This window comes from Comamonas sp. DB36 (genome assembly GCF_057914905.1).
This window is the reverse complement of the sequence record NZ_CP196631.1, coordinates 2,051,515-2,067,103: the sequence shown is the minus strand read 5'-3', so window position 1 is coordinate 2,067,103 and position 15,589 is coordinate 2,051,515. Positions and strand designations below refer to the sequence as shown.

The following is a 15,589-nucleotide window of genomic DNA, read 5'->3' as shown; positions in this document are numbered from 1 at the left end:
TGCAGGGCCTGCGCGCCTTGCGCACCCATCGACCGCAGCAGGCGTGTTTTCAAAACGACAAATCCGTCGCGTTCAACATAAAAATTCTTTTGATAGATAAAATCTATGATTTAATTTCAATCGATAGATAATTCAACTTCAACATCAGATGCGAAACCAGCTTCCACACTGCCATCCGCTTCCCATGCACGCCGAAGATGCCGGAGGCACTGCCCATGCGTGACCCCAAGCCGGCCAACAGCACCGGGATGCATGCGGCCCCCTCTTCACCGTGTATCGAGGGCATGCGCCGGCCGCGGCCACCCGCGGAAGAAGACGACGATGTCGCCACGGTGAAGCGAAGCTACCTGCCCGCAGACGCATTGGAACAGGATGCCGCGCAGCCCCTGCTGCCCGCAATGGTTCCAACGGCGCCGCGCGCCACGGGCGAAACCCTGATGGCCGCACTGGCGGCCGATGCGCAGTCGCAACTGATGCTGGACAGGAGGCTGATGGACGCGGTTGAACGCGCGGAGCCTGTGGAAGTGTGGAGGCTGCTAAAGGGTGGAGCGAATGTGAATTTCGTCGATTCGCGGACCTGCGTTACCCCCATCATCGTGGCAATGTCCATGCCTTTTGGGAACACGATGAAAACTCTGCTGGAGCACGGTGCAGATCCCAATTTCATCAATCCCTTCGACGGGAACACCCCCTTGATGGTCGCGCTCTACAACGCCAACTTTCACGCCACCGAGGTGCTTGTGGAAAATGGCGCAAATGAACATCTTGCCAATCCATACAACGGGCAGACCGCCTGGCTGATTGCGCAGTGGCAAGGGGTTGGGCAGGAGCTGTACGCGATGCTCGCGCAACGCGATTCACGCGTGGAACAGCCAGGCACCGACCCTGCCCGGCTGCCATGGTCAGCAAGGTCTGACGATCAGCACAATGTCCAGGTGTTGCCGGGAGCCGTGAACCACGACGATACCGATGGCATGGAGACGAATCAAACCATGTCGGACATCGACCTGTCCACGCAAGTCGCCGCCCCCTGCCCGGCTGTCATCGATGTCCCGACGGACATCGAACTGACAGGCGTTTTGCTCCCCTCCTTGCCGACAGCTCCTTGCGGGCCTTGGCACACCAGTTAGGCGCCATGTTGCCGGCCGCCGGGCCGGCATCACGCATCAAGGCATCAGCGCAAACCGGTCGCGCTGCGCCAATGCGCATTGATTCATCACCGTCAACGTGCGCTCGACGGTGGGTTGGCCAATCACAAAAGGATTGGCAGGCGTGCCCGGGTCCTGGCGCAGTCTCTCCAGCTTGGTCTGCGAACCATCCATGCGCGAATGGTTGGACAGCATCACATCGATGCCCTGGCTGCGGGAAAGACTGGCCATGCGCTGCGTGGAGGCGCCATAGGCTTCAAGCCGCGGTATGTCCTTGCCGAAGTTGAAGCCCGTGCCGCCCCAGAGCAACACGCGGTGCGTCTTGCCTTGCCACGCCACATCGAACACCGAAGCCAGCGTGCCCCAGGTGTGGCCGGGAATCACATGGAGCGTGACGCTGGTGTTGCCCAGCGTGATGCGGTCCCCATCCTTGACCGAGATATCGCGCTTGGGCGGCGCCCCCCAGATCGGCGTTGCGAACTCCAGCCGCGTTTCGGTCATGGTCCAGTCCAGATCGCTCATCACCACCCGCGCACCATACTTCTGCGCGAGATACGGCGCACCGCCATAGTGGTCGCCATGGCCGTGCGACACGATGATGTAGCGAATGCGCGCCGGATCCAGCCCCTGCTTGCGCAACCCGCCCTCGATCAGCGCCGCGGCCTCCATCGGGGTATTGAGCGCATCGATGAGAATGATGCCTTCGGGCGTATCGATGGCCCAGGCGCTGGACCAGTCGCCGCCAACGAAATAGAGATTGTCGAAAGCCCGGCCCGGCGGCGGCGCGGGCTTGTTGATCAGCGCGCGCAGGCCCTTGTCCATGGCGTCCTGCGCCGCGCGCGTCGCCGGCGCGGGCTTGCAAAGCGCCAGCACTTCGCGCAGATCGCTGCCCGCGGCCTGCGTCGCGGCCTGCACATGCGCGGCGACACTGGCCTCGGAAGGCGCTTGCGCCTGGCGCGCCGGGCCGGCGCAGCCCCACAAAGCGGTGATGCCGGCCAGCAGGCACAGCCCGGCGACTCGTTGTGGCTGAAAAGTCATGAAGCCTGTCTCCTGGTTGAATGGTGTCTTTCGACCCGGGCTCAATCGGCCTTGATGCCACCCTTGCGAATGACTTCGGCCCATTTGACGGAGTCGGATTTCTGCAGCGCGCCCAACTGACCGGGCGTGCCGCCCACCAGCGTAACACCGAGCTTTTCACCCAGGGCCACGATATCGGCGTGCTGCAAGGCCTTGTTGATCTCGGGATGGAGGCGCGCGATCACCGGCGCGGCTGTGCCGGCCGGCGCGAACACCGTCGTGGTCGCCCCTTGATGTTTCTGGACGAAAGCACGTCAACGCTGAACAAGAAAACCGAAGCGGCGGTGCTGCATGCGCGCTTGCCAAGCACCACGATGAGCGCGCTCAGCCACCAGCCGCACACGGCGCTGGCCGGATGCAACACCATTGCGCTGCGCTGAAAACCATGTCAACGCCCCATCTGGGTCGCAGCCGCTGGGCCAGCGCCCCAGACCATGCCGGGGCGCCCTTGGCGCAGCGCTACACGCGCGCCTTCCGTGCCGCCACGCGCGCATTCCACCAGAAGCCCGAGATCACCAGCGCCGCCATCAGCAGCTGGGCAAACACGCCCTGCAGTGAAGGATAAATGCCCAGAAGGTCTATGCGTGGGCCGCTGAATGACGCTGCGCCCAGCCAACCCGCTTCCTGCAGCGCGGCAATGCCCTTGCCGGTAAGCACCACCGCCAGCAGCGCGACCAGCGCGGAACTCCAGGTGAAGAATTTGCCTATGGGCAGTCGCGCGCTGAAGCGCAGCAGCGCCAGCGCAATGATGGCCAGCACCACGGCGCCGCTGACCAGACCGCCCAGCACGGCATCGTGATTGCCCTGCTCCCACAGCGCGGCGTAGAACAATATGGTTTCAAACACTTCGCGGTAGACGGCAATGAACGACAAGCCGAACATGAACCAGGCGGACCTGCGGCTCAAGGCCGTGGACAGCTTGTCGTGCAGGTACTGCTGCCATGCGCCGGCCATGCTCTTTTGGTGCATCCACATACCCACGCTCAGCAGCACGACGGCGGCAAAGAGCGAAGAAAGCCCTTCGGTGACTTCGCGGCTGGCGCCACTGATGCTCACAAAGTAGGTAGCTATCGCCCAGGTCACCGCGCCCATGGCCAGCGCGCCGACCCAGCCCGCATGTACATAGCGCAGCATGTCGCCGCGTTCGGCCTTGCGCAGAAACGCGAGCATGGCGACGACCACCAGCAGCGCTTCCAGCCCTTCGCGCACCAGGATGGTAAAGCTGCCGAGGAAGGCCGCCGTGGCATCGGCGCTCGATCCAAGCAAGGTATCTGCTTCGTGGAACAGGCCGTCGATGGTGTCGAGCTGCGCCTGCAGTTCCGGCATCGAGGCCTTGCCGGACAGCAACGAGCGGTAGTGGCCCATCGCGGTCTCTATGCGGCCCATCAACGCGGCGTCGCGCGTGGCCAGCGTGGGCTCTATGGGTTCCACGCCGTCCAGATAGGCCGACAGCGCGAGATCCGTCGCGCGCGCAGCTTCGCCCTTTTCATAGGCCTGAACGCTTTGCGCCAGCTTCTGGCGGGCCACATCGAAACCCATGCCCAGCTTCTGCACCACAGCCTCGGGATGCGAATGCAGATAGGCCATGGCCGCCGCCGCGGGGGCTTCGCCCACCTGCGCGGCCAGTTCAGACTGCGTGGTGCGCGACAGCGCATCCAGGCTGGTGAGCTGGGCGCGCACCGCGGCATTCTCGCGCCAGACCGTTTCGCCGGCCTTGACTTCGGCCGCGTCATGGGCGAACTGACCGATGAAGAACGCCAGCGCCCAGCGGTCGGATTCGGAGATCGTGCCGAAGCCCGGCATGGCCGTGCCTTCTATGCCCTGGGAGATGGCCTGGTAGAGCGCAAACGTGCTGCGTTCGCGCGCCCGGTCCTGGTCGGTGAAGGCCACGGGGCGCGGCTCCAGCTGCAGCCCCGCGGGGCCGTCGCCAGCGCCGCTCGTGCCATGGCAGGCCGCGCACTGCGCCTGGTAGAGCGCCGCCGCCTGGGCCACCAGCGGAGCGCTTGCCGGAGAGGACGGCACAGGGTAGGCCGCGAGCAGATGATTGGCCAGCGCCTTGGCCAGAGTCGCGACCTGCGCGGCAGGCTTCTTCGCCTCGATGGCATCGGACAGCGCCTGCGCCTGGGCGAGCAGCGCGGCCTGCTCGGCGTGGGGCTCTAGCGCGGCGAGCTTGGCCTGGCCCGTCCTTGCGAACTCGCGCATCTCCTCGAACTCCGACGCATTGATCACCGCGCCGTCCTTGACTGCCCCCGGATAGTCGACAGCAAGGTAATCGAGCAGTTGCCAGATGCGGCGGACATCGGCCTCGCCCGCATGTGCCGCAGCAGCAAGGGACAGCATCAGCGCACAGACAAGCGAAGCGCAGACCCGAAACCACGATGGAAACACCATAAAACGAGACTCGTAAAAGATAACGATTCTAGTTTCGATTGCAAAAGCCTGGTGTCAACGCGGCGGCCCGCTGCAAGCAGTCCGGCGCTGGCAAGGCCGCGTCATGCGCTTTGCGCCGCAGCCACAATCTGCCGCACCAGCGGATGATCGCGCCCGCGGCGCGACCAGATCGCATGCACTTCCTCGTGCAGATCAGGGCATTCACCCAGCAGGCGCAGCCCGCGCACCAGGCCCACGTCCTTGGCGCCGAGCTCGCTCACGGGGAACACCCCCAGGCCGCGCGCGGCGAATACCGCGAGCAGCGCGCTGTCTTCGAATTCACCCACGATGCGCGGCTGCACCCCGAGGTCCTCGAACCAGCTGTCGAGCGTGGCGCGCAGCGGCGAATGGGCCGTGGGCAGCAGCACGGGCAGATCCTGCAGCGACTGCGGAAAGCGTTCGCGCGTGGACTTCCTGACGAGTGAGGCCGGGCCATACCAATGCAGCGCCGAGCGCGCGATGCGTTCGCTGGACAGGCGCTGGTTCGCATTGCGCGGCGCGGCCTGGCCCGCGAGCACCACATCGAGCTCGTGCAGCGCCAGCTCGGACAGCAGTTCGTCGAGTTCGCCTTCATGGCATACGAGGCGCAGCCGGGGCGTCGCGAGTATGGGCTCGAGCAAGGCATGGGCAGCGAGCTTGGAAATGCCGTCGGACAGCCCTACAGACAGGCGCGCGAGCGGCGCGCTGCCGGCGGCGCGCACTTCCTCGGCAATGCCCTGGCCCAGCGCGAAGATCTCTTCGGCGCGCGCATACGCGGCCTGGCCGGCCGCGGTCAAGGCGACGCCGCGGCCCGCGGGCTTGAGCAGCTGGTGGCCCAGGTCCTTTTCGAGTTCGCGCACCTGCACGCTGATGGTCTGCACGGCCATTCCCAGGCGGTCGGCGGCGCGCGCAAAGCCGCCCTCCTTCGCCACCAGCCAGAAATAGTACAGATGGCGAAAATTCAGCATGGTCGTCATTTCGTAAAAACCGAATACCTGATTCGGCTGAACCTGGTGTTTTGCAACCTCCGATTTGGCCATACTTCCACATTGCCATTTTCAGAATTTCCCATTTCATGTTCTACGCACTTGCCTGGTTTCTCTCTTTCGCGCTGCTGGCGCTGTGGTCGCTGGCCTGCTGGGGCCTGCACGCAGTCACTGTATGGGCCGTGGCCAGCGCGGGCGCACTCGCGGGCGGCAGCGCCGCGCTGGGCGCGTCGCTGTGGCCCGAATGGATCAACTTCTGGATTCCGCCGGAGCTGGCCCAGGCCCTGCAATCCATGATCGCCTCGCTGGGCCCGATGGTGCAGGCCGCGCTGGAAACCGTGCCGTTCCTGTCGGGCGCCGTCTCGGTGCTGGCCTGGGTGATATGGGGTCTGGGCGCGCTGACGCTGCTGGCCCTGACCATCGGCGCCCATGTGCTGATCGCCGTGCTCAAGCGCCGCCGCCCCGGCAATGCGCGCGTGGCCGGCCACGCGGACGCAGCGCCACTGCGCTGACATCGCCGGCAGCTGCGCTACAGTGAGCCAAGCGCTGGACCACCGTCCAGCGCACTTGACTGCCTGCCGGAGAGCGCTGCCGTGAACCTGGATATCGCATTGATCGTGATGCTGCTGACCATAGGCCTGGGCAGCGGCTTTCTCGCCGGCCTGCTGGGCGTTGGCGGCGGCATGGTGCTCGTGCCCTGCCTGGTGTTCATTCTCGGCAAGCAGGGCGTGAGCGGCGACATCGCCATCAAGATGGCGATCGCGACCGCGATGGCGACCATCCTGTTCACTTCGCTGTCCAGCGTCTGGGCGCACCACCGGCGCGGCGCCGTGCGCTGGCGCATCGTGCGCGGCCTGGTGCCGGGCATCGTGGGCGGCGGGCTGCTGGCCGGCGCGGGTGCGTTCACTTTCATCAAGGGCCAGGCGCTGGGCCTGTTCTTCGCCGCCTTCGTCGGCTACTCCGCATGGCGCATGTTCAAGGGCGCGGCAAGAACGGCCAGCGCGCGCCAGGACGTGCATGGGCCGCTGGGCCTGAGCGCCATCGGCGGCGCCATTGGTTTCATCTCGGGGCTGGTGGGCGCGGGCGGCGGTTTCCTGTCGGTGCCCTATATGACGCGCTGCAATGTGCCCATGCACCAGGCCATCGCGACCAGCGCCGCACTCGGCTTTCCCATCGCCGTGGCGAATGTGCTGGGCTATGTCGTGGGCGGCTGGGGCCTGCCTGCCCCGGCGGCCGGCAGCTGGGGATATTTCTATCTGCCGGCGCTGGTGCTGATCGTGCTGTGCAGCGTCTGCACCGCCCCGCTGGGTGCACGGGCGGCGCACGCGCTGAACGTGGCAGCGTTGAAGAAGGTTTTTGCGCTGCTGCTGGCCAGCCTCGCGACCTATATGCTTTACACGAGCCTGTCGGGGGGCTGAGCGCCGGGCCGCGCCTACTCGGCCCGCTTGGGCGAGCGGCGAATGCGCGCCGAGCGCGTCTCCACCAGCAGGTCGTACAGTTGCTGGGCCGCGGGTGACAGCGACCTGCCACGGCGCTTGATCAGGCCCATCTGGCGCGTGACGATGGGCTCGACCAGCGGAATGCTCACCAGCGTCGGGTGGTCCTTGCCCGGCATCGCCAGGCTCGGAACAGCGGCCACGCCCAGACCGGCCTCGACCAGTCCCAGCAGCGTGGTCACATGCTTGGCCTCATAGAGGCATTGCGGCCGGTCGGGCACATTCGCCAGCGCCAGGTCCATCAGCAGGCGGTTGCCCGAGGTCTTGCCCACCGACATGAAATCGTGCTGACCGAGTTCGGCCCAGGTGACTTTCTTGCGCCTGGCCAGCACATGGTCGCGCCGGCAGGCGGCGACAAAGCGCTCGGCCAGCACGGGCTTGAACTCGATCTCGGACTCCTGGCTACCGATGAAGTTGAGGCCGAAATCGGCATCGCCTTGCGCCACGGCCACCAGCACTTCGTTCGCACTCGCGTCGTGCACCTTCACGCGGATCCGGGGAAAGCGCTCGTGGTAGCGCTTGACCACCTGCGGCAGGAAGTAATAGACGGCCGAAGGCACGCAGGCAATCGTCACTTCGCCCATGCGCCGCGCGGCCACATCGCCCAGGCCCATCAGCATGCCGTCGAGATCGTCGAGCCAGACGCGCGTCTTGCGCGCGAAGTCGCGCCCCACGGCCGTGAGCGTCACGCGGCGCGTGGTGCGATCGAGCAAGCGCACGCCCAGTGCTTCTTCCAGCTTGTCGATGCGGCGGCTGAACGCGGGCTGGGACAGATGGATGGACTCGGCCGCGGCGCGAAAGCTCTGCAGCTCGGCTACGGCCGCGAAGGCCTGGATGTCACCGAGGTCGAATTTATTGTTCATGGCGATCGCTTTCAAGGCATTTCTCTGATGCATGGGATGCATCAAACGTTGAGAACATTGCAATTCACGCAGGCGATTTCACCATGTAAATGGGCTGGAAGGCTATTGCGCCTGGTGCATCAATCATTGCCAACAATGCAATTCACAGAAGATCGCAAGCGTCGCACCATGCGAACCCATGAGCTACAACCTTCCTTGCGTACTGATGCGTGGCGGCACCTCCCGGGGTCCGTTCTTCCTCGCCGACTGGCTGCCCGGCGACCCCGCGGCGCGTGACCGCACGCTGATCGCGGCACTTGGCTCGCCCCACGAACTGCAGGTCGACGGACTGGGCGGCGGCAACTCGCTGACCAGCAAGGTGGCGATAGTCTCGAAGTCGGTGCATACCGACTGCGACGTCGACTACCTGTTCGCCCAGGTCAGCGTCGAGGAGGCGCGCGTCGACACCCGGCCCAACTGCGGCAACATGCTCGCCGGTGTCGGCCCGTTCGCCATCGAGCAGGGGCTGGTGCCCGCCGCGGCCGACAGCCCGACCACGACGGTGCGTGTCTACAACGTCAACACGCGTTCGCGCATCAATGTCCAGGTCTGCACCGCCGGCGGGCGCGTGCAGTACGACGGTGACGTGCACATCGACGGCGTGCAGGGCACGGCCGCACCGGTGCTGATGAACTTCCTCGACGCCTGGGGCGCGGTCACGGGCCAGATCTTCCCCACGGGCCAGCGCGTGGACACCATCCAGGGCCTGCAGGTCACCTGCATAGACGCCGCGCAGGTGATGGTGCTGGTGCGCGCCGCCGACCTGGGCCTGCGCGGCGACGAGACGCCGGCCCAGCTCGACGCCGATACGCCACTGCTGGCCAGGCTCGAATCGCTGCGCCGCGAAGCCGGGCTGCGCATGGGCATGGGCGATGTCTCGAACAGCGTGCTGCCCAAGCCGGTGATCGTGTCGCCGGGCGCGCAGGCGGGCAGCGTGGTCTCGCGCTACTTCACGCCGCTGCGCTGCCACCGCTCGCATGCCGTGACCGGGGCCATAGGCGTCGCCGCGGCCCATGTGCTGCCGGGCACGGTGATCACCGACAGCTTCCAGGCCGCGAGCGCGGGCACGCGCCGCGTCGAGGTGCTGCATCCCGCGGGCCGCATTCATGTGGACGTCGAACTCAGCGAAGTCGACGGCCAATTCAAACTCGTGCAGGCCGCGCTGGTGCGCACCGCACGCAAGATCCTGGAGGGCACGCTGTACGTTGCAGAACACGCATTGACCGAATGATTCCAAGACTCAAGCCTTCCAAGACAGGAGACAAAAAATGAAAAAATCCAACGCCTATTCCTCGTGCCTTTCGCGCCGTTCACTGCTGGCCTCGGCCGCGCTCATCGCCGCCTGCGCGCCCTGGCTCACGCCCCTGGCCCACGCGGCCTTTCCCGAAAAGGCCATCACCCTGGTCGTGCCCACGGCTGCCGGCGGCGGCAACGACGCCATGGCGCGCGTCGTGGCGCAGAAGATGTCTGGCCTGCTGGGCCAGCAGGTGATCGTCGACAACAAGGCGGGTGCCAACGGCGCGATCGCGGCCGAACATGTGGCGCGCGCCACGCCTGACGGCCACACCATTCTTTTCGGCTACATCGGCACGCACGGCATGAGCCCGGCGCTGCAGAAGCTGCGCTACGACCCGATCACGCAGTTCGAGCCCATAGGCATGGTCAGCTATTCGGCCACGCTGATGGTGGTCAACCCCAAGGTGCCGGTGAAGACGGTGGCCGAACTGGTCGCACTGACCAAGGCCAAGCCCCAGGACTACAACTACGCCTCGGCCGGCAACGGCACGGCGCCGCATTTCACGGCCGAGATCTTCAAGCTCGAAAGCGGCGCGCAGATGGCGCATGTGCCCTACCGCGGCGCGGCGCCCGCGATGAACGACACCATGGCCGGCCAGACCCAGGTCATGTTCCCCAGCCTGTTTTCCGCCTATACCCATGTCAAGAGCGGCAAGCTGCGCGCGCTGGCGATCGCCGGCTCCAAGCGCTCGTCGCTGCTGCCCGATGTGCCTACGCTCGCGGAAGCCGGCATCAAGGGCGTGGAAGTCACGCAGTGGTACGCGATGTTCGCGCCGGGCAAGACGCCGCGCCCCGTGGTCGACCAGCTCAACAAGGCCCTGAATGCCGCGCTTGCCGACAAGGACGTGGTGCGCCGCATCGAGGAGCAGGGCGCGGTGGTCGACAGCAGCACCCCCGAGCAGTTGGGCCAGACCGTACGCCAGGAGATCGCCAAGTGGAAAGGCGTGGTGCTCAAGGCCCAGCTCACGCCCGATTGAAGACGCTGCGCCATTTCACATTTCAACAAGAGGGAGACAAGAATGAAAACCATAGCCACGCTGTGCGCCCTGCTCGCCAGCACCTGCGTCACGGCGCAGACCAGCAGCGTCACGCTGTACGGCATCGTTGACCTGGGCGCGCGCCACGGCAGCGGCCTGACGGCCGGCAACGCGCCCGCGGCCGCTTCGACCAGCAGTCTGGGCAGCGGAATCAATACCACCAGCCGCTGGGGAATCCGCGCCAGCGAAGACCTGGGCGGCGGCACAAAAGCGCTGTTCCAGCTGGAAAGCGGCATCAACGCCGACACCGGCACATCGGCCAACGCCAGCAAGTACTTCGACCGCGCATCATGGGTCGGGCTGCAGGGCGGCTGGGGTACGCTGGCACTGGGCCGCCAGACGACCACGCTGGCCGACGCGGTCTCGCCCGTCGATCCGCTGGCCATGCGCTTTGCGGGCTTCAACCCCAACATCGGCGTGGCGGCGCTGAGCCAGCATGGCCTGGGCATCCAATTCGGCAGCGCGGGCTCGACTTCGGGCTCGTACCGCCTCGACAATTCGCTCAAATACACGGGCCGCTGGGGTGGCCTGACGGCGCGCGCCATGCTGGGTCTGGGCGAGGTCGCGGGGCAAAGCGGCGCGCTGTCGTCACGCGGCCTGGGCCTGGCCTATGCGGCCGACGGCTTGACGGTATCGGGCGCGTTCCAGACGTTCAAGGACCTCAACCAGCGCGAGCTTGATGGCGCGACGCTGGGTGCGGCCTACCAGTGGGGCAAGCTGCGGCTCGCGGCCAATGCCGGGCGCAGCAAGGCCGAAACCGCGGCCAACCAGCACACCGTACAGCGCATGCTGTCCGCGGGCGCGACCTGGGCGGTGAGCGGTCAGACCGACCTCACGGCCGCCTACTACAAGGTGGACCGCACGCGCACCGGCGCCGCCGACGACGGCTACGGCCGCCTCGTGGCCTTTGCCGAATACAAGCTCTCGCGCCGCACCAAGCTCTATGCCGAGGTCGACAACACGCGCTGGCGCCATGGCTTCCAGGGCGCGGCCAACAAGGCGCGCGCCACGGGTCTGTCGGCGGGCGTGGTGCATTCGTTCTGAGTCTGTTGGCGGGTGCCGGCCTCACGGCTTGAGCGCAGGCCGTTCATCCTTCGACCCGGCCGGCGAGGCAGGCTCTCAAGAAACAGCTTTTTTCAAATAAATCAATGACTTAGAAGGCGGTCTATTGGGACAAACAGCGACGAGCGCTTCCAAACCGTTCGTGGTGAGCTTGTCGAACCATGAACGCCCCGTCCTCATGACTTGAGCGCGGGTCGTTCATCCTTCGACAGGCTCAGGACGAACGGGGGATAAAGCCCGCTGTTTCTTTTTGACGCCTTGCGAGACCTCGGCTTGCTTACCTCGCTCAGGACGAACGGGGGATTTAGGCCCGTTGTTGCTCCCAAACCCCCTGCCCACAAAAAAGCCGCTGTTCCCAGCGGCTTTTTCATGGGCGCAACGCCGCCATCAAGGCTTGACGACCAGCACCGGGATATGGACCGAACGCAGCACGCGCTGGGTCACGCTGCCCAGCATCAGCTTTTCGAGGCCGCGGCGGCCGTTCGAGCCGATGACGATCAGGTCGGCGCCCGTATTTTCCACCACGCGCACGATGCCTTCATGCACCGCATGGCCCTCGCCGACCACGGTATTCACCGCCAGGCCGGATTCGTCCATGATCTTGCGCACGGCTTCGAGCGCTGTGTTGGCTTCGGCCGTGGCCGCGCTCAGGTACTGGGCCTGGCCGTAGGCGAAGTCGGCGCCCACGCCGGTGAAAGGATAGGGATCGACCACATAGACAGCGGTCACGCTGCTGCCGAAGACCTTGGCCAGTTCAGCGGCCTTGGAGACCGCGAGCAGCGATGTGGACGAGCCGTCGACCGGAACCAGAATGTGCTTGAACATAATGTCTCTCCTCTAGATGAACACGACAGGCCGCAGCGCGGGCCCAATGACTGCAGTGTGGCATGCCACCAGGCCGCAGGCATTGATAGTTGTCAAGTCACGCGGGTTCATCGAATTGCGCGCCCTGAAAACCACCGCGGCGGCAGGTGACCACCAGCGTATCACGATAGCCGCCATCTGCCACGGGCTGAATGGGCGTGGTCTCATGGATCATGCGCGCGTCGTCGAGCAGCATCAGCGACCAGGGTTCGGTCAGCGTGAAGCGCTGGCCTTGCGGTCCCGAAGCTTCGAAAACGCGGGTCTCGCCGCCTTTCACGTTATCGCGGCCGACCAGAAACACCGCCACCAGATCGACGCCGTCGCGGTGCGCGCCTTCGGGCGTGGGCCGGCCAATGCCGTGCTGGGTATCGATGCGAAACTGGTGCGATTCGATGAACCAGGGCGCGGGCGGCGCGTGCAGGCGAAACACCTGGTCCGACAGGTGACCGAGCTGTATCAGCAGCTTGCGCCATGCGGGCTGGGCCACGACATGCTCATGCATGGGCGCGAACATGCGCAGCATGCCGCCGTGCAGCGCGTTGTACTCCACCGGCTGCCAGTGCGCGCGGTGCGCGACCTGCTCCAGCTGCCCGTCCTCGGCGATGAAGCACGAGTGGCGCCGGCGCCGGTAACGACCGCCGTCCTTGAGATGCTCGTCGGGCGGCAGATCGGACCAGTCGTCGGCCAGCGTCTGCAGCTGCGCCGGCGTCGCACCGATCCAGGCCGCGACGTCGGCGGGAGACAAAACGGCATACCCCTGGCTGCGCAGCTGGCTGGCCGCCTGGTCGGGGTGGATGTACGGGGGTGGAAAAGTGACGTTCGTCATAGATTCCCGAGCTTAACGCCGCGGCCCGGGTGCTGGCGCCAACGCCCCACACTTTTTTGCGCCAACGCAAGCGCCCAGCCCGAGCGCCGGGTCAAAAGCGCGGCGTCTTACCTGTGAACGAGGGGTCGTAACGCCGCATCTGCTGCAGATCGTCGCGATTGCGCACGCCGCACTCCAGATACTGCGCATGCAGCGTGGCCAGCGCCTCGCGGTCCAGCTCCACGCCCAGGCCAGGCGTCATGGGGACGACCACCGAACCCTGCTCGAAGCGTATGCGTCCGCCCTTGACCACCTCTTCCTCCTGCCAGGGATAGTGGGTGTCGCAGGCATAGGTCAGATTGGGCACGCTGGCCGCGACATGGGTCATGGCCATCAGGCTGATGCCCAGATGCGAGTTCGAGTGCATCGACATGCCCAGACCCCAGAGCCGGCACATGCGCGCCAGCGTCTGCGTGGCGCGCAGGCCGCCCCAGTAATGGTGGTCCGACAGCAACACTTTGACCGAGCCCATCTCGCAGCCCTTGCGGAAGTCTTCCATGGTGGTGATCACCATGTTGGTCGCCAGGGGCAGCTTGGTGTGCTTTGCCAGTTCGGCCATGCCTTCGAGGCCAGGAGTCGGGTCCTCGTAGTACTCGAGGATTTCATCGAGCGCGGGTGCGGCGGCAATGCTCGCGGCCAGCGACCAGTTGGCGTTCGGGTCCAGGCGCAGCGGCAGCCCCGGGAAGGCCTTGGCCAGCGCCTGCATGCAGGCCACTTCGTGTGCTGGCTCGAACACCCCGCCCTTGAGCTTGATGCTCTGGAAGCCATAGAGCCCGATCATGCGCCGCGCCTGCTCGACGATCTGTTCGGGGCTGATGCCTTCGCCCCAGGCGTCGGGCGCATAGGGCTGGCCGATATGCTCCGCATATTTGAAGAACAGATAGGCGCTGTAGGGCACCGACTTGCGCACCGCGCCGCCCAGCAGATCGACCACGGGGGCGCCGACGATCTGGCCTTGCAGGTCGAGCATCCCGACTTCGAAGGTGCTGATCACCTTGGGCGCGTTCTTGGCAGCATGCGAGCCTGGCGCCAGCTCGAACTCCACCGCGCCGGGCACGGCCGTGATGGTGGCGCGCACGCGCTCCTCCATGGTGTTGAGCGCAAACGGCGACAGGCCGATCAGCAGTGGCCTGGCCTGCTCCAGCACCTTGAGCATGGGCTCGTCGCCATAGGTCTCGGAGATGCCTATGCGGCCGTCGCTGGTCTCGATCTCGACGATGGCCCGCAGTGCCCAGGGTTCGTGGATTCCGGCCGCGTTGAGCAGCGGTCCGTCGCGAAAAGCGATGGGAGTTATACGGACGTGGGTGATGGTGGTGTCGCGTGCCATGGTTCTGTGGTGTCTCGGTTGCTGTGTCTGTCCAAGCGTTACTCGGTGGTGGCTCCGGTCTTGCGGACCAACTCACCCAGGCGCGCCATGTCGGCCGCTGTCACGGCAGCGAGCTCGGCCGGCGTGCTGCCCACCACCTGCATGCCGAACTGCGTCTCGAGCTTGCCCTTGAGTTCGGGCGACTTCAGGGCCTTGACGACTTCGGTGTTGAGCCGGCTCACGACATCCTTAGGCGTGCCCTTGGGGGCGTAGACCGCCTGCCAGGACACCAGATCCAGGCCCGGAAAGCCCGCTTCCGCCGTGGTGGGCACATCGGGGGCCAGCGGCGAACGCGTCTTGGTCGTCACGGCGAGAAACTTGAGCTTGCCGGCCTTGACCAGCGGCAGTCCGGCCGTGAGCTGGTCGAAAAGAAAAGGTACATTGCCCGCGGCCACGTCCTGCAGCGCCTGCGGGCTGCCCTTGTAGGCGATGTGCTGCATGGGCACCTTGAGCAGTTCGGCCATCTGCGCCCCGGTCAGATGGGTCGAGGTGCCCGCGCCCGACGAGGCATAGGAGGCTTTCTCCGGGTTCTTGCGGATCCACGCGACCAGTTCCTGCACGGTGTTGATGCCCAGCGAACTGTTGACCATCAGCACGTTGGGCACATAGGCGATCAGCGTCACGGGCTCGAAGTCCTTGACCGGGTCGTATGGCAGCTTCTTGTAGAGCGCGGAGTTGATCGCATGCGTGCTGATCGTTCCGCCGATCAGCGTATAGCCATCGGCCGGCGAACGCGCCACGGCCTGCACGCCGATCGCACCGCCCGCGCCCGGGCGGTTGTCGATCACCACCGACTGCTTGAGCGCCGCGGACAGCTCGTGGCCCACCATGCGCGCCACCACGTCGGTCGATCCGCCGGGGGCAAAAGGCACGACCCAGGTGATGGGCTTGGCCGTGGGCCAGTCGGCGGCATGGGCGGCGGTGGCGAAAAGGCAAAGGCTGCTGCAGGCGGCAGCAACCAGGGCAAGGCGACGGTGCATGGATTTGTCTCCGGGAATTATTGAAATGCAGGCCAATTGAAGCACTAATGTATTAGCGCGTCAATGCTGCAAGACCTTAAAATCAAGGCCCATACAGCGAC

Annotated in this window: 15 protein-coding genes; 7 read left to right on the top strand and 8 right to left on the bottom strand. The window is 65.7% G+C overall.

Annotation, left to right across the window (positions count from 1 at the left end; all coding sequences use genetic code 11):
• The first annotated feature begins 215 nt into the window (after positions 1–215).
• Positions 216–1,130, top strand: coding sequence for an ankyrin repeat domain-containing protein (locus ACSVDO_RS09585; RefSeq protein ID WP_489596119.1), 915 nt, complete (start codon positions 216–218; stop codon positions 1,128–1,130).
• 36 nt (positions 1,131–1,166) lie between these two features.
• Here ACSVDO_RS09585 and ACSVDO_RS09580 read toward each other — a convergent pair whose 3' ends face one another.
• Positions 1,167–2,186 (bottom strand): MBL fold metallo-hydrolase, encoded by a 1,020-nt coding sequence (locus tag ACSVDO_RS09580; protein WP_489596117.1) that lies wholly within the window; start codon positions 2,184–2,186, stop codon positions 1,167–1,169.
• Between the two features lie 20 nt (positions 2,187–2,206).
• On the opposite strand from ACSVDO_RS09580, the gene ACSVDO_RS09575 reads away from it, so the two are divergent.
• Positions 2,207–2,605 (top strand): hypothetical protein, encoded by a 399-nt coding sequence (locus tag ACSVDO_RS09575; RefSeq protein ID WP_489596115.1) that lies wholly within the window; start codon positions 2,207–2,209, stop codon positions 2,603–2,605.
• A gap of 79 nt (positions 2,606–2,684) precedes the next feature.
• Here ACSVDO_RS09575 and ACSVDO_RS09570 read toward each other — a convergent pair whose 3' ends face one another.
• On the bottom strand, positions 2,685–4,565 hold the full coding sequence (locus tag ACSVDO_RS09570; protein ID WP_489596113.1) for an FTR1 family protein: 1,881 nt from the start codon (positions 4,563–4,565) through the stop codon (positions 2,685–2,687).
• Positions 4,566–4,717: 152 nt separating this feature from the next.
• Positions 4,718–5,602 (bottom strand): LysR family transcriptional regulator, encoded by an 885-nt coding sequence (locus tag ACSVDO_RS09565; RefSeq protein ID WP_489596111.1) that lies wholly within the window; start codon positions 5,600–5,602, stop codon positions 4,718–4,720.
• Positions 5,603–5,709: 107 nt separating this feature from the next.
• Here ACSVDO_RS09565 and ACSVDO_RS09560 point away from each other — a divergent pair, with 107 nt between their 5' ends.
• Together ACSVDO_RS09560 and ACSVDO_RS09555 are read left to right on the top strand one after the other, a co-directional pair.
• Positions 5,710–6,132, top strand: coding sequence for a hypothetical protein (locus ACSVDO_RS09560; protein WP_332534227.1), 423 nt, complete (start codon positions 5,710–5,712; stop codon positions 6,130–6,132).
• A gap of 81 nt (positions 6,133–6,213) precedes the next feature.
• Positions 6,214–7,038 (top strand): sulfite exporter TauE/SafE family protein, encoded by an 825-nt coding sequence (locus ACSVDO_RS09555; RefSeq protein ID WP_489596108.1) that lies wholly within the window; start codon positions 6,214–6,216, stop codon positions 7,036–7,038.
• 14 nt (positions 7,039–7,052) lie between these two features.
• Here ACSVDO_RS09555 and ACSVDO_RS09550 read toward each other — a convergent pair whose 3' ends face one another.
• Positions 7,053–7,979: a LysR family transcriptional regulator gene (locus ACSVDO_RS09550; protein WP_087748118.1), complete on the bottom strand. Its 927-nt coding sequence runs from the start codon at positions 7,977–7,979 to the stop codon at positions 7,053–7,055.
• A 178-nt stretch (positions 7,980–8,157) separates the two neighbouring features.
• On the opposite strand from ACSVDO_RS09550, the gene ACSVDO_RS09545 reads away from it, so the two are divergent.
• From ACSVDO_RS09545 to ACSVDO_RS09535, 3 genes are read left to right on the top strand one after another with little or no spacing between them, the layout of a single operon-like run.
• Positions 8,158–9,249, top strand: a complete 1,092-nt coding sequence (locus ACSVDO_RS09545) for a 4-oxalomesaconate tautomerase (RefSeq protein ID WP_489596106.1) — start codon at positions 8,158–8,160, stop codon at positions 9,247–9,249.
• Between the two features lie 37 nt (positions 9,250–9,286).
• Positions 9,287–10,291, top strand: a complete 1,005-nt coding sequence (locus ACSVDO_RS09540) for a Bug family tripartite tricarboxylate transporter substrate binding protein (protein ID WP_087743268.1) — start codon at positions 9,287–9,289, stop codon at positions 10,289–10,291.
• A gap of 42 nt (positions 10,292–10,333) precedes the next feature.
• Positions 10,334–11,395: a porin gene (locus ACSVDO_RS09535; protein WP_489596104.1), complete on the top strand. Its 1,062-nt coding sequence runs from the start codon at positions 10,334–10,336 to the stop codon at positions 11,393–11,395.
• A 405-nt stretch (positions 11,396–11,800) separates the two neighbouring features.
• On the opposite strand, the gene ACSVDO_RS09530 is transcribed toward ACSVDO_RS09535, so the two are convergent.
• From ACSVDO_RS09530 to ACSVDO_RS09515, 4 genes are all read right to left on the bottom strand, one after another.
• Positions 11,801–12,238 carry a universal stress protein gene (locus ACSVDO_RS09530; protein ID WP_087743264.1) on the bottom strand — a complete coding sequence of 146 codons (438 nt, stop codon included), beginning with the start codon at positions 12,236–12,238 and terminating at the stop codon, positions 11,801–11,803.
• Between the two features lie 97 nt (positions 12,239–12,335).
• Positions 12,336–13,103 (bottom strand): 2OG-Fe dioxygenase family protein, encoded by a 768-nt coding sequence (locus ACSVDO_RS09525; RefSeq protein ID WP_489596102.1) that lies wholly within the window; start codon positions 13,101–13,103, stop codon positions 12,336–12,338.
• A gap of 91 nt (positions 13,104–13,194) precedes the next feature.
• A complete protein-coding gene (locus ACSVDO_RS09520) occupies positions 13,195–14,469 on the bottom strand; it encodes a glucarate dehydratase family protein (protein ID WP_489596101.1) in 1,275 nt (424 codons plus the stop codon).
• Positions 14,470–14,507: 38 nt separating this feature from the next.
• Positions 14,508–15,488 (bottom strand): Bug family tripartite tricarboxylate transporter substrate binding protein, encoded by a 981-nt coding sequence (locus tag ACSVDO_RS09515; RefSeq protein WP_332534221.1) that lies wholly within the window; start codon positions 15,486–15,488, stop codon positions 14,508–14,510.
• Positions 15,489–15,589 lie beyond the last annotated feature (101 nt).